At 51.8% G+C, this 18,964-nt stretch carries 17 protein-coding genes; 3 read left to right on the top strand and 14 right to left on the bottom strand.

Annotated features, from left to right (window positions below; all coding sequences use genetic code 11):
* Nucleotides 1-7: 7 nt before the first annotated feature.
* The 8 genes from VHE58_04315 to VHE58_04280 all read right to left on the bottom strand — a co-directional run bounded on the left by VHE58_04315 (nucleotide 8) and on the right by VHE58_04280 (nucleotide 6,028).
* Nucleotides 8-745 carry an ABC transporter permease gene (locus VHE58_04315; GenBank protein ID HVS26506.1) on the bottom strand — a complete coding sequence of 246 codons (738 nt, stop codon included), beginning with the start codon at nucleotides 743-745 and terminating at the stop codon, nucleotides 8-10.
* Between the two features lie 225 nt (nucleotides 746-970).
* A complete protein-coding gene (locus VHE58_04310; GenBank protein ID HVS26505.1) occupies nucleotides 971-1,555 on the bottom strand; it encodes an SIS domain-containing protein in 585 nt (194 codons plus the stop codon).
* Nucleotides 1,556-1,675: 120 nt separating this feature from the next.
* The gene (locus tag VHE58_04305; GenBank protein ID HVS26504.1) at nucleotides 1,676-2,527 is read right to left on the bottom strand and encodes a class I SAM-dependent methyltransferase; all 852 of its coding nucleotides are present in this window, start codon (nucleotides 2,525-2,527) and stop codon (nucleotides 1,676-1,678) included.
* A gap of 148 nt (nucleotides 2,528-2,675) precedes the next feature.
* Nucleotides 2,676-3,443 carry a glycosyltransferase family 2 protein gene (locus VHE58_04300; protein ID HVS26503.1) on the bottom strand — a complete coding sequence of 256 codons (768 nt, stop codon included), beginning with the start codon at nucleotides 3,441-3,443 and terminating at the stop codon, nucleotides 2,676-2,678.
* A 28-nt stretch (nucleotides 3,444-3,471) separates the two neighbouring features.
* Nucleotides 3,472-3,957, bottom strand: coding sequence for a hypothetical protein (locus VHE58_04295; GenBank protein ID HVS26502.1), 486 nt, complete (start codon nucleotides 3,955-3,957; stop codon nucleotides 3,472-3,474).
* Nucleotides 3,957-4,493 carry a hypothetical protein gene (locus VHE58_04290; GenBank protein HVS26501.1) on the bottom strand — a complete coding sequence of 179 codons (537 nt, stop codon included), beginning with the start codon at nucleotides 4,491-4,493 and terminating at the stop codon, nucleotides 3,957-3,959. The genes VHE58_04295 and VHE58_04290 overlap by 1 nt, the downstream gene beginning before the upstream one ends.
* Nucleotides 4,494-4,606: 113 nt before the next feature.
* The gene (locus VHE58_04285) at nucleotides 4,607-5,581 is read right to left on the bottom strand and encodes a lysylphosphatidylglycerol synthase transmembrane domain-containing protein (protein ID HVS26500.1); all 975 of its coding nucleotides are present in this window, start codon (nucleotides 5,579-5,581) and stop codon (nucleotides 4,607-4,609) included.
* 276 nt (nucleotides 5,582-5,857) lie between these two features.
* Nucleotides 5,858-6,028, bottom strand: coding sequence for a hypothetical protein (locus VHE58_04280; GenBank protein HVS26499.1), 171 nt, complete (start codon nucleotides 6,026-6,028; stop codon nucleotides 5,858-5,860).
* 207 nt (nucleotides 6,029-6,235) lie between these two features.
* Here VHE58_04280 and VHE58_04275 point away from each other — a divergent pair, with 207 nt between their 5' ends.
* The gene (locus tag VHE58_04275; protein ID HVS26498.1) at nucleotides 6,236-7,999 is read left to right on the top strand and encodes a hypothetical protein; all 1,764 of its coding nucleotides are present in this window, start codon (nucleotides 6,236-6,238) and stop codon (nucleotides 7,997-7,999) included.
* A 38-nt stretch (nucleotides 8,000-8,037) separates the two neighbouring features.
* Here the strand turns inward: VHE58_04275 and VHE58_04270 are convergent, their stop codons facing one another.
* From VHE58_04270 to VHE58_04245, 6 genes are all read right to left on the bottom strand, one after another.
* Nucleotides 8,038-9,159 carry a hypothetical protein gene (locus VHE58_04270; protein HVS26497.1) on the bottom strand — a complete coding sequence of 374 codons (1,122 nt, stop codon included), beginning with the start codon at nucleotides 9,157-9,159 and terminating at the stop codon, nucleotides 8,038-8,040.
* A gap of 7 nt (nucleotides 9,160-9,166) precedes the next feature.
* Nucleotides 9,167-10,189: a hypothetical protein gene (locus tag VHE58_04265; GenBank protein ID HVS26496.1), complete on the bottom strand. Its 1,023-nt coding sequence runs from the start codon at nucleotides 10,187-10,189 to the stop codon at nucleotides 9,167-9,169.
* A 170-nt stretch (nucleotides 10,190-10,359) separates the two neighbouring features.
* Nucleotides 10,360-11,403: a transketolase C-terminal domain-containing protein gene (locus tag VHE58_04260; GenBank protein HVS26495.1), complete on the bottom strand. Its 1,044-nt coding sequence runs from the start codon at nucleotides 11,401-11,403 to the stop codon at nucleotides 10,360-10,362.
* 14 nt (nucleotides 11,404-11,417) lie between these two features.
* Nucleotides 11,418-12,536 (bottom strand): thiamine pyrophosphate-dependent dehydrogenase E1 component subunit alpha, encoded by a 1,119-nt coding sequence (locus tag VHE58_04255; GenBank protein ID HVS26494.1) that lies wholly within the window; start codon nucleotides 12,534-12,536, stop codon nucleotides 11,418-11,420.
* A 329-nt stretch (nucleotides 12,537-12,865) separates the two neighbouring features.
* Nucleotides 12,866-13,900, bottom strand: coding sequence for a glycosyltransferase family A protein (locus VHE58_04250; GenBank protein ID HVS26493.1), 1,035 nt, complete (start codon nucleotides 13,898-13,900; stop codon nucleotides 12,866-12,868).
* A gap of 81 nt (nucleotides 13,901-13,981) precedes the next feature.
* Entirely contained in the window at nucleotides 13,982-14,908 is a 927-nt protein-coding gene (locus VHE58_04245) for a sugar nucleotide-binding protein (protein ID HVS26492.1), read from the bottom strand.
* A gap of 550 nt (nucleotides 14,909-15,458) precedes the next feature.
* On the opposite strand from VHE58_04245, the gene VHE58_04240 reads away from it, so the two are divergent.
* Nucleotides 15,459-16,865, top strand: coding sequence for a hypothetical protein (locus VHE58_04240; GenBank protein ID HVS26491.1), 1,407 nt, complete (start codon nucleotides 15,459-15,461; stop codon nucleotides 16,863-16,865).
* 2 nt (nucleotides 16,866-16,867) lie between these two features.
* Nucleotides 16,868-18,355 (top strand): hypothetical protein, encoded by a 1,488-nt coding sequence (locus VHE58_04235; protein HVS26490.1) that lies wholly within the window; start codon nucleotides 16,868-16,870, stop codon nucleotides 18,353-18,355.
* Nucleotides 18,356-18,964 lie beyond the last annotated feature (609 nt).

The raw sequence follows: 18,964 nt of genomic DNA, 5'->3' as shown, positions 1-18,964 counted from the left end.
AACCCCCTTAAAGCCAGTAAGGTATGCGCCGCCGGAAGCGACTGTAAACCAGTAACGTGAACAACCATCCAATCAGCGTGCCCGCGATAACTACGATCCAACTATAGGCGGTCGGCGGCTTGCCAAGCATCGGCATGCGCACAACCTCGAGGTAGTGGAGCAAAAGATTAAAGTTAACAAGGGCAACGCCCATACGGCCGCTAAGCTGGTCGTATGTCCAGAAGATAGGTGTAACAAATAATAGAACCTGGAGAAAGATGGTGATGAGTTGTGGCACGTCGCGAAAGCGTGCGCACAACATGCCCAGCAGCGTAGCGACCCACACTCCGTTGACACAGATAATAAATAAGCCGGGAATTATCAACAACGTCGCCCACGTTAACGGAACACCGCAAAAATACGCGATACCGACGTAAACAACGAGATTATGAAAAAAAAGAATGAGGTTCCGCCATGTCAGTGCACAGGTGAGCACTGTATAAGGAAAGCGCAGTGTTTTGATAATCCCTTCGGCAGCGTTAAATGTCGCACAACCTTCGGTAATTATTGCGGACAACATCGTCCAGGTAATCATTCCTGCGCTCACATATGGGAGGAATTCGACAACGTTGACTTTCCAAAGACGAGCCCAGACGATGCTGAAGATAATAATAAAGATTGCAAGGCTGACCACAGCCCAGAAGGGGCCAAAAACGGTGCGCCGATAGCGGCCTCTCACCTCGGCCCATCCCAGCCGACCCCACAAGCGCCATTGCTTGGAGCCATCGTAAATGTCTCGTAGGACGAGGTCGTATTGTGGTACCAATTATTTACGCTCTTAACAGGAAATTAAGAAAGAAGCAGTTAACGGTGCAATGAGGAAGCATCGGGTATTCCAATGACCCAAACCTGAAGGGACAAGAGAAAAGCTTATTCGGAACCGGTCTTGCTAAAAGAGCGCGTTGATAATAAATGAACTCAAAGGTTTTAATTACCATTTTGTTGCATGTTGTTGTAATTTTGGGTGAGACACGAGGCAGTGCCACACCACAGCCTGAAAAGCTTCGGTGTGAGGGGTAACTAAATTAGGATCAATAGTGGGTATCACAATTACCTGGTCCCCTACCTTGCGGGTATAACCGCCATCGCGCCCCACGACCCCAAAAATTTTCATGCCGCGTAATTTCGCGAACTCTAATGCCCTGACAATATTGGGGCTGACATTCTTCTCCAAGTTGCCGCCGCCGACAGAAAAAACAAATACGCCATCCTTATCCGTTGCACGGCTCGTTTTGAGCCACGCAGCAAACACCGTATCCCAGCCTTCATCATTGGTCCTGGCGGTCAACTCGGAAACATTATCAGTTGGAGCATAAGCCTCGAAACCGCATAGTTTTCGAAAATCATTGACCGCATGCCCGCAATTGCCCGCGCTTCCCCCAACCCCGATAAAAAACAATCTGCCTCCCTTGGCCCTCAAATCCGCGAGCGATTCGGCCATGGCATCGATGGCTTGATGGTCAATGGTGCGGGCGATCTCGCCCACCTGCTCAAAATACTTCCGAACATGTGACATTTGCGCTCCCCATAACTAGCGAATAGGCCTAAAGTCAGGCCCGGCCCAGGTCGTAAAGAATACTTCAACCCCATGCAGGCTGCAAACGACTAGGTGCTCTAATAAACCTTCAAGAAACAACTAAGGTTTTCGCGCAATGGCCGCAATATTGCCTAGCTTCAAACCTAGCATTGGCCATTCCCAGTCCGGGATAAAGTGTAATTTTATTCCCAATACCGTGAATGCAGCGCGCAGCAAGTAGGTTGCAGGAAAATAATTTAGCGTATCGGCGATTTCAACTGTCTCAAATCCGCACCGGGTGAGAAGCATTTTTATTGAACGCGGCGAAAACAGATGCGGATGTTGCAGCGTAAAAGGCGGCCACCGGCGGGCCAGCATCCTTGCCAACAGGGACTGCGCGTTATGAGTCACGACAAATAACACCCCTCGAGGCTCAAGACTGCGGTAAATTTCGCGCAGTATCCGCCCCGGATCTAATAGATGATCCAGCACGTGTATCATGACAGCAGTGGAGACGCTCCCAGCAGGCACGTCAGCGGACGTAAAGTTAGCACTGCGTATCGTGAAACTGCGATGTTGAAACCGGTGAGCCAGCTGGTCATGCACTTCGCTGTTGGGTTCATAAAGCCAGAAATGTTCAAATGCACCGGCGCGTGCGCAGGTTTCCGCGAAAAGTCCGATGTCACTGCCAATTTCCAGAAAGCCGCCGGCCATTCGGCTGTAAAGCATCAGCGGCTTGGAGTAAGCCTCTTGCGTACGCAAACGTGCCGCGAGCGGCACTTCAGCCATGTTCTCGGCCTGACGGCTATATAATTGATCCAGTTGTTCATGACTGTAGTAAGTGGGGCAGTATAACGCTTCGCAATCACCGCATTTGTAATAGGTGAAAAAGACTCTTGCAGAAGCATAACCGGAAAGGAATTTACCGTGTTCCTCCAGCGCCAAAGACTCCGCTGGAGGAATTGATGCCATCGCCGGTTTCGCACGTGACGATGTGGCTCCGCAGCATGGACACTGACCACGCCTTTGGTAATAGGTGGGATTAGCTATGACTTCAGCTTGGGCCGGGTTCACGTAAGTATTATTTCACTAAAATTTCACAAGAAAAGGGAGTACACGTTTACTTAAACAAATATACCCTTAACCGCCTCAGTGCAATCTTAAACAGAGAATGGGCAACGGACAGAAAATTTCTCAGGTTGAGGGAACCGGAACCTTCTCTGTCCACCGAAATGAGCGGGATTTCCAAGTAAGATTTATTCTCGTGCAACAGACGGGTCAGGAATTCAGCTTGATAACCGAAGCCAGTGGTTTCCACGTGGAAGCGCATAACGTCGTAGCGTTTATACAAAGGACAGCCATTGTAGTATCGCAATGAGTAACCGCTTGCCAGATTGACCAATGCCGTGTAAAGCCTAGAGATAATACGACGATACGCCTTACGTCCTCTAATCTCGGTGAAATACGGAATAATTATATCGGCCTGGCCAATGTGCCTCAGAACCTCCAAATGTGTCTCAAGAGGCTCGATATCATCGCCGCAAACCAGGCGGTAATATTTTCCCTTTCCCATAAATGCCCCCTCTACGAAATTTCGCGAAACACCACGGTTGATTTCATTAGTGAAAAAGCGAATCGGGAACTCGGGATGATTGTTTTGATAGGCCCTGACGCAATCAACCGTCCGGTCCTGTGAGCAATCATCGAAAATCAGTATCTCATAAGAAATCCCGCTGATTTTCGAAGCATTAACCAGCTTCTCGATTGCGCCGGTGACATTAGCCTCCTCGTTGTAACAGGGAACAAAAAACGAAACATCAATATTCGAGGGAGTTGTCTCAGCCAAGTTGTGCTCATCAGGTGATAAGGATTCAGGCGGATTTGCCACTTAATGACCGTCCATCGAGTTCGAAATTCTACCCACTCCGCTGAATATTAAATGCTTGCTGGACTGCATGGATTGTCGCAGCAATCCTGTGGCCCTTTTCAGTAAGCTGGAAGCCGGTCGGCAGCTGTACTGCAAGCCCGTCGGACATCATTACTTGGAGTCGACTCATATAACTCTCCTGCTGGATATAACGCTCAAGAATACGGGCATAAAGTTCTGATCTGGTGGGCTGGTTTAACAGGTCAAACAAAATGCGCAGTGATATGGATTTGTAGACCGCCCCAAACATAACAAGAAAGCACAACACCAGGAACCAGTAAGTGGCGGATAAATACCAAAACATTACCACGCGGCCCGAAAGTATTGCAAACAGCAGCACTACCATATAGACCAGAATCGATGCAGTAATGGCAACCAGCGCAGGCGCTTTTCGTTGGAGCAATCGCAGCAGACAAGCAGTAAGAACCAAATAAGCCGTGAAACCGCATACTCCGCTGAAAAATGCCTCAGTCATTACCCAGTCCTTTGCAAGCCAATAGCACCAATACTAATTTTATATAACCACGCCACCATAACCCCCGGAAAAGCGGTAAGAGTAAGCACTCCTTCCTGGTTTTTAATAAGGCCAGCAGCGATTAGCCCGGACAAACGATGCTGCATAATCCAGGACAAACCCTCACCGCCTCGATAGCGTTGTGCAAGCTCGCCTTCCGTCAAAGGCCTGTCTGCTTTCAGCAAAGTTAAAAGCAAACCAAGGGTATACCCACGTGACAGCAGCGCCCACGCCTCCAAATAAAATAAACCCAATCCACAGAGAATCATTAAAGCAGCCACAATATCCCCGAAGGTGGCTTTACCTGCTCCCGGCCATAGCAAAAAGGCCCCGCCCCAAAATGCAATCATCACGAGAATACCAATCAGAAACTGCACAGCATTACGCTCAGCAACAATAGGCAACCGCACGATGATTAGCAGGTACAGCGGTAATGCCGTACCGGCAATCAATGCATAAAGCATGACCGGTGAAAGCGAAAAATCAAGATGATGCATCAGATATGTTTCTGCCGTAGCTATAACAAACTTTTACCGACTGCGTCCAAGTAATGTAAAGCCACGTTCCAGGTATAAGCAAGGGCAAGATTGAGCGGTGCCTAACTCTGTATTCATAAGATGTCGCGCTGCTCAGCATAACCGGCTGTCATGCCGTGGCGGTAGAGTAAATAGAATATGGCGCCAGGCAGACTGATAATGATGCTGCCCAGCCCAAGAAAAGCGGAAATCAGCAGTGCAATGCTAGGCTGGATCGCCACTGTGCTTAAAGTAGAAACCATTGCCATTTCGCGTGTGCCCCATCCGCCAATGGAAATCGGAAGAGTGCTGACCAGAATAACCGGGGGAATCAATGTCAAGAAATAAAACAAAGGTACATTCTGATCAAAAGCCAAGGCAAAAAAGAAAACCGCTATTATTATGTTGATGCAACCGATTACAGATAAAGCCATCACGATCCCTAGCGAGTCGGGAGTGAGAAATATACGCCTTGTATCTGCTGCAAGGTAAGCCACTGCCCGAGCGGCGCGCCATTTGTGCAGCGACCGTGACAATCTGTCCCCCAACATGACTATCGCGAGTCCACTCACTCCGCCAATCAACAAGAGTGGAACCAGCCATATCAGATTCCCCATTTCAATATGATGTGCCAGCCAGGGCATGGTCAGCGCCACCATGAGAATCAAACCCATTAACATTGCCGCGCGATCCAGCACGATACTGTTCATAGCATTTTTAACGGTGCAACCTGACTTATGGGCCAGCCACATCCGTACAGCATCACCTCCGACAGTAGCGGGCAGCGCTTGATTAAAGAAAGTACCAATATAGGTGATGCGCAGAATTTGCATGAATGGCAAAGTAGATCCAAGACGGCTCATGACAACGCGCCAGCGCAATGATGCAAGCAAAGGTTGAAGGCTGAGCTGGACGATGCCGGCAATTAGGAGAAATACATTGGAATTCTTGAGTTCGACCAGCATGTCTCGGAAATCCACGCTGCGGAAAAGGTACCATAACAATGCAACGGTCAATACAAATTTAGCCGATAGGGTCAAGCATTTAGCAACAAGCCGTTTGTATTTCAAAGCGGTCCTCAATTTAAGACTCTTTCCGCGTATTAGATCCAAGAAACATATTTAAATTTCCCTGTTCCAGATATATCAATGAGTAATAATCCTCCATAGCACCAGTAGTAAATTGGCATCTGGGTTTTCCAGTCTCGTTATTCACATCTTCTTCCGACATTCATACTTTCAGCCCAAGTATTCGCAGTTCTGTAAAATCCTTGAGTCGACATCCTGACAGAAGTGGCCCCACTCGTTAAGACAGAATTTAGGTTCCGATAAGTGAAGCTCTGCGGGTTAAGCTGCCAGTTTCTGCGGCAGCGAATTAAAGTACACGCTATCCGGCGTCTTGCCGTCAACGAACAAAATATCCGCATGGAGTTTCAGGTCCAATATCTGTCGAAGGATTCCCTCAACGTTCTCCCTTTCGTTGTAAGTCGAGATAAATATGAGGAGGTCATTACTCATCTATCGCATCCAGTTTAGCTTGCAACACCAACGCACCATCTCCTTGAGGCTCACGGAATGACCAAGAAATTGTCACGTCACAGCCTATCCCGCAAAAAAAGCTTAATTCCAAATTGATTATTTTAACATGAAGACCTTTGCCGTCTTGCTAGACCGACGAGCGAAGAACTGTTACTGTAACGAGCGCCGTCTGCATGCGAGAGATTCATGACGTTAAATGCCGATCCGCCTCCTTCCTTGGATGCTCTTTCTGCCCTTGGTTCCCAATTGTTAAATCAGGAAAGGCCGCTAACGCGTGGCACCGCTTTAGCTCTGGTCATCGCTGTGGGAATATTCGCGAACTGGCCGGCGCTCCTCAGCGATAGCATCATGTGGGACGATTGGATTGTGCTGACCTGGATCACTCAGGCACGGCCGGATTGGATGTTTCAGTTTTTTAGCAGTTATGGCGTTACGCCATATATTCTCGTCGATTTTCCGTTCATTGCCTTCGTGCAACACGCTGCAACTTCGGTCCTGATCGCCAAGATAATCTACTTTTCAAGCGTGATAATAAGCGCCGTTCTCATCATGCTGATTTCGAAGAGGGTCGCACATGGAAATCTGCTATTCGCTACGTTGGCAGGCGCTTCAGCAGCATGCTGTCCCGCATGGAGCGGAGAAGGTTTTCATTTAGCCGGGCTGATATACAGTTTGATTATTGCGTCATTCCTGGTAGGTATGCTTTTTTTCATTCAGGTGGCCTCCTCCACGAGGCGCAGGCTTGCTATTCGGGTGATCGCCCTTTCTGCTCTGTTCCTCTCCTTTTCACTCAACTCTCTTCTTGTGCTTTTTTATGCGTTGGTTCCCGCAGTGTTTTATGCCTCTCTGCAGAATGAACTAAAAGACTTGCGCACATTATTCTTGAACGCGAGGGTATTTCTTATCCGTCACCTGGATTTTCTTGTACTTCCCATTGTTTTTTGGGTTCTCAAAGAGACATTGATGCCGCGCGTGGGCATATATGTTCGTTACAACAAGATTAGTTTTGATTGGATCCGCATCTTCATCTCCTACTTGCGGCTCATTCCGGACATTTTGGGCACCAATATTTTTGTCCCTTTCTCAATTCCAATCGGTTCTTTGGCTGCGGTGGTGATCTTCCTCATTGTGTTCCTTGGCAGCCGGCTGGTGCTGGCGCGTTTCGAGAACGACGCCGAGGCGGCTAGAAGCCACCTTAAAATGTTATTCGGCCTTGGTATTCTGGCGCTGCTCGGCACGGCATTGCCTTACTACTTAGTAGGGCGGCGCACTTTCTATGCGTACGGCTTTAACAGCCGGGACAGTGTGCTTTTTCCCCTATCCGTCAGTTGGATCACAGCGGCGCTGTTCTGCATGCTCTTGAAGCTTCGAGCGTCATTCCAAGCGCCCGAACCGCAGGGCTCAGGGCTCCTCCGGCGGCGAGTTGCCATAGGCGCTTTTGCCGCTCTTATCGTCGCGCAATCATTTTCCAATTGGCGAAATCACGCTGACTGGCAAGCCCATTACGCTTATTATCGCTCCGCCATCGAGAAGGTTGCTCATGACCAGCTTGTCGGTCAGGCATCTGTGATCCAAGTGATCGACAAACTTCCCAGGGATAGAACCCTGCGGACATGGAACTACCCCACCTCAATCTGGACCGAGATTATTTCAGCGGCATTCCAAAAAACGACCCGGTTGGCCATTCCTTATCCCCCGGAGAATAGTCGCTTTTTTACACGGGACGAAATCAACCGACGTGTTCGAGAAACAGAGGTCGCTTTTATGCTCAGCGGAATTGATTTGGATGGCCAACAGATTCGTCTCACCGTAGAGCCAGGCAGCGGCGCCCGGGACCCAATCCATCTGGCACTGGCATACTGGCGAGCCCGCTTTTTTGCCCCTGACGACATGCCCAAGCTCCTGGACTCCTTAACCCGAATCAGGAGCGAACGAATCGGAGGCGAATAGCTAGCTCCGTCTCGGACTTGCGTTCGAGATACCGGAGCCTAGCGTCTCAGACGCTTGTTAGACTCCGAGTCTGACAACGCTTTAGATGCTGCTGCAGCCGGCGCCGGGCGGTTAGCCAGGAGGGCCCGGAACTGCGCCATCGCTTCGTTCGGAGCCAACAATCCCGTGTGAATAATACCTGCTTCGGGATCAGACAAGTCCGCGCGCTCAGGGCTCATCATGTACACCCCCGGGCGCCGCGCCGCGCGCGCGGCCAGGCCGAACATGTCCATCTGTCCAATGAAGGCGTCTGCCTTCCGGGCCAGACACGCGGCCTCCGCCAGCGTGAGCCCGGCCTTCCTGGCGAATGCAATCGCACTACGCATCGAGCCTGCAGGCGATTGGAGAGCAATCGGCCCCACCCTGTTCAGCACCACAAAGGTTACATCGGGGAACTCGGGCGCGAGGGCGCGAACCGCTTCTTCCCACGGCCCGATCCACTCATCACAGAAGCCCTCGTCGTTTTCGGGAAGACCGAGGGCCACAACGAACGCCCCGGGATGCGCAGTCTTCAGGTAGTTGTTGGCGTTCCGCTCGAAGCCGGTGGTCGAGAAGATCCGCGTCCAGCCTGGGTTGTCGAACATCTCTGCGCGGACCTGTTGGGACGCATCGAGATCGCACTCATCTTCACGTCCCCGGCGCTCCTCGGCGACAGTGAGCGCGAAAACATGGGCATCGTGCGCCGCTTGCTCGTCGAAAAACACGTTCACGTTGGCAAATACGTCAGACATCAGCAGGAGCGACATCAGGCGATCGAGCTGCACCTGCTCGGCGTTGCCGGAAATGTGGAAATTCGCGTGGGCCTTGAGCTTGGACGGCGGGGCATTAAGCACGTAGCGTTGCCACAGCACCGCGTTACGCAGCGTGTCGACGGTTACGGGACCATGCAGCCTTGCGCCGAAGTTAATGCGGTCCGCTAAGATTCGCTCCTTATACTTGAAAATGCTAGCTGCTACTGCGTACAGCGTGCGGAAGAAGTACGAACGGCGGATCATATTATGCGCAATCAGGGCATAGAGTTGGCGCGGCGAATTCACTGTGGGTGGGAACGGGCGCCGCCCGGTGAACCACCCATATAACCGGCCGAGACGGCCAGGTAAACGAGCTATGAACTCCAACATGTTCGCGTTATTCCTGTGGTTGAAGGCGATGGTACACGGCCTCGAAGTACTTCATCAGCAGCGCGGCATCTTCCTTCAGCCACACGAGGTGCTGATGCTCGGTGGCGAACGGGTAGCGGGGCGCATTAACCTCAACCCCCGCTACCGACGCGAAAAGATGCTCGTAATTGGTGATCACATAGGGAACGTCAGTGAAGGTTGCCATCGTCGAGAATCCGCTAGAAGCTCCCATGAACAAGTCAGCCGAACGCAGGAGCGCGAGTTCATGTGCAAGAGTCAGTCCCATGACGCGTGGGATGCTGACGTTCGGCCGGCGTGTCAGCACGCTTTCCCACTCGTGGAAACCCCCGAGCATCAGGAAGTGGACGTCCGGGTAACGGTCGGCCACGGTATCAATGAACGCATGCCATTCGTTGAGTGGTGAATCGCGGTACGTTGCGGCCGGAATCGCATTGAGCCGGCTCTGGCGAGGATTGATGCACACGACAAACCGGTCTGGCCAGTGCTGCAGAAGGAATTCCCGTGCCCACCGCCCGTAGCCCCTCGGAGCGGCCAGCTGCGGCACAAAGCCCTCGCGTGCGTAAAACCGGTTGATGATATCGTGACTCATCGGGTAGGTCATGCGGCGCCGCAGATGTTGGTGGAGGGAAGGCCACATGGGAGTGCGGCTTGCGGCGAGGGAGCACAGGATGAGCCCGGCCGTCACCGAATCCCGGACGAGGCGAATTGAGCTGAGCCCCGGCAGACAGAGGAATGCCGGAAACAGGTTGTCAAGATGCACCGGGTAATTGTAACGGTTGATAAAATCCTGGGCCTGCGCCGCGGGATAGACTGGGTCAACAAACAAGCAGAGGTCTATTCCCGTACAACCTGCCTCACGGGCCAGACAGGCGATATTCATTTGCGCGGTCAGCGCATCTCCAAGCGCGTAGTGCAGGTACGAAAGGTCGAAGAGACCGGCGAATCGTTCACGCCCGGCGCTCCGGATATCGGTAAGGAATTGGCGAATTACGCCTAATCGAGAGCCCACTCAGCCTACCTGGATTTCGACCTCCGGCAGATGAAGCCACTTACGCCGGTGATCATTACTTTCTGTGCGGCCCGCATCACCATCGCTGCAATCACTCACGCTTGGCGCTTGCAGATTGCCTTGCCTGACAATGCATGCCTGCGCCTGCAGCGGTAATACACACCAGGTTTTCATTTAAATTGCGTGAGAACCTGATTTACGATCGAAACCTCGTTGGGATAGTAGACTTCCTCCAGCGCCGAGCTCATCGGCGTGTGACTGTCCGGCAGGCATACCCGTCCCGGATTCGCTTTCAGGCGCCGCCCTTCGCGTTCGCAAACCGCGGCGATGATTTCCCCCGCCACGCTGCCCGTACACCACGCCGGATCGGCGACGACCAGTCTGCCGGTCTTGGCAACCGACTCGCAGATACTGCATATGTCGAGCGGCGACACGGTTCTAAGATCGATTACTTCTGCGTCTACGGATTGCGTGGCGAGCCGGGCTGCAGCGCGCAGCGCGAGCGGCACCATCATACCGATCGCAGCCAGTGTTACCTGCTTGCCCTTGCGGCGTATTACGGCTTTGCCATATCGCACACGATACGGCTGGGACGGAACGTTACCGACCAGGCCGAACATGGAGCGGTGTTCAATGATAATCGCGGGATCCTCCCCAAAAATGCTTTCAAGGAGCAGCCCCTTGGCATCGAAGGCCGTGGCGGGCACCGCCACCTTCACGCCGGGCAGATGAGCAAACCACGCATGAAGACTTTTGGAATGCTGCGGACCCTGCCCCCAGCCCTTGCCTACGATCGCGCGTATGACGACCGGAAGTCCCGTCTCGTTGTTGGACTTGAAACGCCACAGCGAGAGCCAGTTCACGATCGCGTCCATCGAATAAATCATGAAGTCCAGCCGATGGTGGATCAGAACCGGCCGCATTCCGGCAAGTGCGGCGCCGATCGCCGCTGAAGTCATCACGCTTTCGGCAACCGGAAAATCCTGGACTCGGTCGGTGCCGAACTTCTCGACAAGCCCGGTAGTCGTGCCGAACACACCCGGCTTGTAGTCGACAAGCTGCCCCAGGACCAATACTTGGTCGCTGAGCTCCATGGCCTGGCTAAGCCCCTCATTGATGGCTTCAGCATAAGAGCATTTACGGGTTGCCGGCAGCGGCTGCGCCGTACTTTGGTCAGCAGCGGCATGGGCGCGCAGCGAACGTGCTTTTTCCACATCAATCTCCAGTTTCAGTAGCCTTTTGCCTGCTCAGCGATTTGATTTTCATCGAATTCGTCGACATGGACGTCGAGAAGCAGTTTGTCGGCCAGCGGGCTCTGTGTGCTCAGGTTCATCGATGCCCAGTCTGCAGCGCGCGGAAACGGACTGCTCTTGGCGAAACGGAAGGCATCGGCGATTTCTTCATCGATGCCACGAATTATTTCCACTTTGTCGGCATCCGAAAGCCAACCGCGAGATATCATGGCATCTTCCAGCAAGGCGATAGGACAATTCGCCTTCCATGCCAAAATCTCCTCGGGTGAGCGGTAACCGACCAGATCATCGCTTTCGGGCCCGTAATGTCCGCTCCAGCGATAGGTGTAGGCTTCTATGAAAGAAGGTCCTCTGCCTGCGCGCGCATCGTCGATCGCGGCCGCGATGGCGGCATGAACCTTGACCACGTCATTCCCGAACAACGGTACGCTCTTCACGCCGAATGTCGCGACCCGCTCGCTGATATTGTCCGCCGATTGGCGCTTGAGCTGCGGCGAAAAGACCGAGTATTTGTTGTTCTCGCATACGAATATCACAGGCAATTTGCGCAGTGCCGCGTAACTGATGGTTTCCCAGAAAATGCCTTCGTCGGTTGCTGATTCGCCAAAGCCGGCCACCACTACGTGCCTCTCGCCGCGCAATTGAAAAGCAAGTGCCGCTCCTACCGCTATTGCCGTTGCGCCAGCCAGAATGGCGCCGCTGAAAAAATTGGCCGGACCGTAGGAGATGTCCTGCGAACCCGCCTTGCCGCCGTTCGCTCCGGTTTCCTTGCCGTAGAGCTCGGCAAACATCGCGCGCATCGGCGCGCCTTTGGAAAGATAATGACCGTGCGAGCGATGATGGCTGAACAGGTAATCGTCCTGAGTCAGCAACTCGCTGAGCGCTGCGGGCACCGCTTCCTGTCCGATACAGAAATGAACCGGGCAGCGCATTTCGTCGGCCGGGTGGTACTCCTTAGCCAGCGCCTGCTCGCACCGGCGCAGGCGCAGCATGAAACGGTGGAGACTGGCGATAATAGCGGGGTCCGCATCACGCAGGGACAACTCGCGATAGCGGCCCGTTTCAAGTATGGTTTGGTGATTGATTATGGTCATAGTCGTTTACGGCATCCGCTCGCACAGTAAATGGGTCGGGGCATGGCGAATAAAGCCCGGTATCATCCGCATATTCGCTTTCTGCTTCAAGCGAAGAGCAACAGCAAATTTTATCAGAATATGGGGTAAAGCGCGTGCCTGACAGGCCTGTTGCCGGCGCGGCGCGCCGGCAACTCACAAACCACATTCCATGAGCGACGCAACTTTCACACAGCTGCTGGCAACAGCTTTAATTCTGTCATCCGCGCTACTAGAGCGGGGCACAGTTAATGAGATCCCAGTAGCCTGCCTAGGCGTGTGCAGCAGGTCGAAATTATTTTGACGCTGTATCACAGTGATCCGCGTCCGCGTAACTGAACACGCAATCTGACAACGGCCCAACCGAGCAGCCGGTTCACCAGTGTGGGTACGATATCGAACGGCCTGAGGACCAGGAATGCGATGGCTACGCGGACCCTTCGCAAGCTCGCAGGAATCAACTGGTCCGCAACGCGTAAGGTAGCGCCTTTCCATCCTCCTTCTCTCACGGCAACATCCGAGATCAATCCGCCACCCGACACGCGTATTGCCGCAAAGCGAAAACGCGAAGCCGTGCGTTCGAAAAACTTGCCGCTGAACAGCCGCGGTGACAACCGGGGGCCGCGTGCCCGGAGCTGCTCCAGCCTCGTATCGAGTCCCGCGATGTCACTTAAATCGCGCGAGGAGTAGCTGCCGGCATGAATCCGGATTGCGGCAAACGGCTCCGGAGAGTAGGTTGCCCCCCGCAGGCTCGCTACCGTCAAAGCGGTGAAGAGATCCGCTGGAGCACCGTACGCAGGGTCAAATCCACCCACCGCCAACAACGTATCTCGGTGATAGATGAGTGTAGTGCCGGTAAACCAGTTACCGAAGCGGTGCGCGAGCTTTATGCAACGCTCCGGCGGCAGAAAAGCGTCGTTCAGGGCGACGATGGGCGATAGATGCAGACGGATCGGCCGGTCGTCTTCGTCCACCAGCCACGCCATCGCGGACCAGAGCCCTGCACCCGGCGAGCGCGCCAGGCAGGTCTTGGCGCGCGAAAAGATTCCGGGCAGCACGTAATCGTTTGCCGACAACAGCAGTACATACTCGCTCCGTGCGCGTCCCAATGAATCATTGACTGTGCGGTTCGCGCCTATGTTTACGGGGTTCACAAAAAGCTGCGCCCGCGAGTTAGCCTGAATCAGGGACTTGATGGTTGCCACGCTGTCGTCCGTGGACGCGTCGTCCACGACGATGAGTTCCTCAGGCGGCGTTGCCTGTTCGAGAACCGAGCGAAGACAGCGCGGGAGATAACGCGCATCGTTCCGGTTCGGAACAATGACTGCGATGCTTGGCTCCTTCATCACAACCCGGCCTTTTGCTGCGGCTTGCTCGGCAGGCACTGCATGAAAAGAACGCCAACCGCGTCCAGCCGTGCTGGCAACCTACTGCGCATTTGCGTGGCCCGCACCCTGCGGCACGGACCGCCCGCCGTAGCGGGCCGCTGCGGCTTTACGGCATACCTCGCGCGGATCATCGAAACTGCGGCCCAAGTTTGCATACAGCTTGCATGGTGACATCGAGGTATCGAATGGCCGTGACTCGGCGAACTCGAAATCGCGAATGCTACAGGGAATGATCCGCGCCCGTAGCTCGCGATATTTGTCGATCTCCTCGATCAGCATCTGCAGCAACTGCAGACGTGTCACCGGCCGTGAGCCGCACACGTGAAAAATCCCGGAATGGCCGCCTTCCGCCAAGCCAAGCATGGCATCAATCGCGTCATCCACACCAAGCGGAGAGAACACCTGATCACGGGCACAACGGATTTCCGCACCCGATTCCAGTTTATCCATCCAGTCGCTGAGTATGTCAGCCTGCCCAGGCCCGGCGCCTGTCACTTTGGCAAGCCGCGCCACCAGCCACGGGGAAGATTTTTTTTGCAAGTAACGCTCAACCTGCGCTTTGTGGCGGCCATAAGTTAAAATTGGATTTACCGGGTCCTCCTCAGTCCACATACCTCTCGTGCCGTCGAACACCGCATCGCTGGAAGCGAATACCGGCACGATACCGTGCTTAATAAGGTCGTCGATAACCGCGAGCACGCTGGTAACGTTTACTCGCTCTGTTCCTTGCGGATCACGCGCGCAAGCGTCAATGTTGGTGATACCGTGAAATATGAATGCATGTGTCAGACCGTTATGCTGTTTCAATACAGCATCAGCAAGCCGCATGCTGGCTGCATCGAAAAATACGCCGCCCGCCACGCGCCTAGTGCAATAGGTGGCCACCGCGTTGTCAGGACCAAGAAACGAAAACAACCGCGAACCAATAAAACCGGATGCTCCGATGATAAGATAACGTGGCGTCATTGTTGGATTTCCAGGATAGAAACTATACACGATAGGCTGGGGGCACCGGAAATCTGCGTGCTGATTGCTCAACTTCGGGCGCCGCCAGTTCCGGCTTGATGCGGGCGGTGACGGCGGGAATGACAAACAAGGGGAGAGGTGCGCCTTGAGGACGGAAAAACGCGACATCAGCAGCCCGGAAAGGGCGTGTTCGACGGTCGTGGTAGAGGAGAGGAGCGCCCTTCAACTGCGTTCCAGATGGCCGCAGGGAGCCCAGTTGGCTACTCTGGCGCTCGGAACTGAGGTTTATCTGGGGAATGTCGGACTTGTTGCTCTAGCAAGGGGCATATCTCCGCACTGGTCCTACACGCGATGCGCACCCGCTAGGATCATCTCATGCGTGATCTCAACACCGGAAGACCCAGCACCGGGACTTACAACAACGGAAAGGAGCAACCCTATCGAGCAGCCAACGAACCGCAAAAACCAGTAAACTACTTTACATCAACTGGTACAGAAACTCGCGGCGGGTCACTTTGTGTTTTACTTTAGTGGGCAACCTGGACTGACGATGGGCGATCGACGCTTGGGTTTCTCCAGCGGGATGTTTCGAACATTGGTAGCTGTTCTGCTGTTTTTCCCTCTGTTCTTCCAATTGACCGGAAACATTTTTCACGACCCCTCATTTGTTTTTGACTCGGAGGGATCTCTGAAGAAGTTGCCTTTACCGTTGTCAATCCTCGCATGTTATGGAGGGATACTGCTTCTTGGAGGATATAAACGCGCATCTCTGTCGTTGGGGGTTATTTTCCTGTCGTTCGGTTTGATGCTTCTAGCGTGCATTGTTTCAGCCCAAGACCAGGTTATCAATAAACCAGAAAAGCTTCTTTTGCTGCTCCAGTTTATCTTGCCGATGTTCGCGCTTGTCTTGGGACAGACTTACGAAGGGAGTAGCTCAAATGCTCTAATTTTTGAGAAGGTGGTTCTTTACATTTTGTCTATACTGGTCCCAATCCAGTTAGTAATAAGCTGGGTGCAGGGACACACTATGCTTTCGTCATACTTGTATTTATTCAGCATCTATCAGCATCTTCAGTATGTGGCTGTAATTTTCATTTGTGGCTATCTCCTTTCGCTTTACTCGTTATGGCCAGTTCCTCGGTTCAAAATGCTACTTATCCTGCTCACACCGCTGATAGGCATCTATGCTGTGGCCTCAGTTTCGCTGCTGGCGTATAGCGCAATGATTGTAGGCGTCATCGGGTTTGCCATTTATCGATGGCGGCTTGGACTTGATAAACTGGCGATGCTTGTCGTCTTCTTGGTGTTTCTGAGTTCTGCATGTTACCTTCCCGTTGCTATGAGTTCTTCTTTCAAGGACGCTTACATCTTCCCGCAGAAGTTTGCCTTCCTTGGAGCGAAACTAACTCCTAAGGAGCTTCAGCTTCGCGAGAAGTTTGCCGAAGGAGCGGAATTAACTCCGGCAGAGGTCCAGTTTAGTGAAGAAATAGCCCAAACACCTGTAGCTAAGCGATTGCAGTATTGGGAATATTACGCCAAGAGCATCGTGAGCGGTTCCAAGGTGTTCATATTCGGGCACGCTGAACGTCCGGACCGCTCGAAATTTCAAAGCGCACACAATTACTACCTGGATTTTGTCTATAACTTCGGCAGCCTAGCTGTTTTGCCGTTGGTGGGTGTGCTCGGTTACACGCTCGTGATGGTGTTTCGATATAGGGAAGCCATTCTTGCTTCTCCAAGCTTTCTTGGGTTGACCGTTGTGGTGCTGTTCTTATTGCTCGTGGACAACTCTTTGAAGGTCGGCCTCAGACAGCCATATCCAGGGATCATCACGTTCTTTCTATGGGGCTTGCTCTTGGCGCGTATCGAGTCATTACGGACGGCAGACAAGAGGCGCCTGCTCGGCACGCGCGCAATAAATCCAGAAGGTTTTGATTATCGCGTGAGAAAATTATAGGGATGAATAATCAAGAAAGTCGATATATGCCTCCTCGACGCTACTTATATATTTTTTATGCATTAATTTGTGTCCTGTCTTTTTTGGCATTTCTCGAATACCCAGGTCAAGGTCAGATATATGTATTATTTACAATAATATCAACTGCATTGCTTTACTTTGGGTTTAGAAAAAATGCCATTTTTTTCGATACTTTTATTGGCATTTTTTTCTGGCTTGGATTCTGGCTTAAGCTGACTTTTAGAGTCGCCTTCCTGGACGGTCAATTCCATGAACCTGTCGGTAACTTTGACGGATCTGGAGCGGCATTTGATCGGGCGCTACTTGTCACTTCTTGTGGCTTCCTTGGACTATTGTCAGTCAGTTTTCTTCGAGCAAAGTATGTGTTTACTTACCCGGAAAAGATAACCGAAGTTGCTCAAAAAGGGTTGATACAAGTCTACCAACATCATCGAAAGGTTGTTTTGTTAGGATTTGTTATTTTATTTGTCACTGTTGCCGTAATAAACATTTATTTTGGGATTTATCAAAGAGGGGCTATACCCCGAACAATCTTGCCTTATGGGCTTAGCGGGATTTATAGCTGGCTATTACTATTTGGACTTGCATCCATTTCTGCGTTAATACTTCACTTTGAATTTACGCTCAATAAGAAAACATCCTATCCAGTCGTCATTTTAAGTTTAGTGGAAGGTTTTCTCACGAATGTGTCTCTATTAAGTCGAGGGATGATTCTAAATACAGGTGCTCTAGGCTACGGGGTGTTTAGAAGCTTGAAATTCTATTCCATAGAATCGAGTTTTCGTTTCTTAGTAGTCTCATTCTTAATATTTATACTGCTGTTTGGAACCTCAGTTATTCTGGTTGAGCATTTGCGATCAATTGATCCTAGAGTCCTGGAATCAATTAATATTAGCGACCTGAGATCATTTGATGCTTTTAAAAAACTGCTACTAAAATTGCACATAAACAACATAAAGGTACTTGCGAAAGGTCGAGAGACACCAGCAGTGCTCATTCTTGATCGGTGGGTTGGAATAGAGGGTGTTATGGCCGTCTCCAGTTATCCAAAGCAAGGTTGGGATCTATGGAGCGAAGCGTGGAAAGAGACCCCCTCTAATAAAATGAGTTTTTACGATACGAACTTAATCACATCGCCATATAGATATACAGATAGGACTAAATATCATTATATTTCACTTCCTGGAATATTGGCGTTTTGTTTTTATCCAGGCTCATTTCCATTTTTATTCTGTTGCATGTTTATATTAGGTGCGATTGCTGCGGCAATTGAAATATCCGTATTCAAGCTAGGTGGGGGTAATATCATTTTATGCGCACTACTAGCACAGGTTGTGGCCTCCAGGTTTGCCCATTTCGGATATGTGCCAAGCCGAAGTTACTTGCTCTTTGGATCACTTTACCTAAATCTATTTATTATTTATTTTTCTAATGAATTCTTATTGTATTGGAATAAACGAAAAGAGTAGTTGAGTTTTTGTTGTCCATAATGACGGGCTTGGCTTGAAGCCTCCTCGTTTTTTCGAGCCAACCTAAAGTCCAATCTCAAGAATTCCGTACCTAGTTGATTCGATGAGAGTGATGCCAGAATCACTGTCAAAATTTCTCGTTTGGTTCTCTGTTGCTAGGCCTCATCATTCCTTGGCGACTTATCAAATATTAGACAGGGTTCGAGCCCGGAGTGGCTCCCCGAGTAGGGCTCGAACCTACGACCTGCGGATTAACAGGTGTTGTAATAACTTAAAATTGTTGTTCAAATCTGGGGGATCAGCTCACTTGATTGGAAAAGCTAAACTGATGGCAAGGATATCGGCGCCGGCGGTCGTGCGCATGGCCGCTACGTCATCTTCCAAATGGCCGAGGTCATGGTGCCGAGGGAATTGTTCCAGGAAATTCTGCGGCTGTCAGCAGGAGAGCTTGGATAACGAGGTCTCTGCCTGGGCTGCCCCCGGTTTCACGGACACCTTGTTAAGGTAGGATGATACCTATGGAGGTGTACGATGGAAAGACGGAAATTCAGCCGGGAGTTCAAGCTTGAGGCAGTGAAGCTGGTAAAGGAACGCGGGGTGGCGCTTACG

It is taken from the genome of Burkholderiales bacterium (assembly GCA_035543335.1).
Classification (GTDB): Bacteria; Pseudomonadota; Gammaproteobacteria; order Burkholderiales; family JAHFRG01; genus JAHFRG01.
The sequence above is the reverse complement of the archived record's forward strand: the minus strand, read 5'-3'. Positions and strand labels throughout refer to the sequence as shown.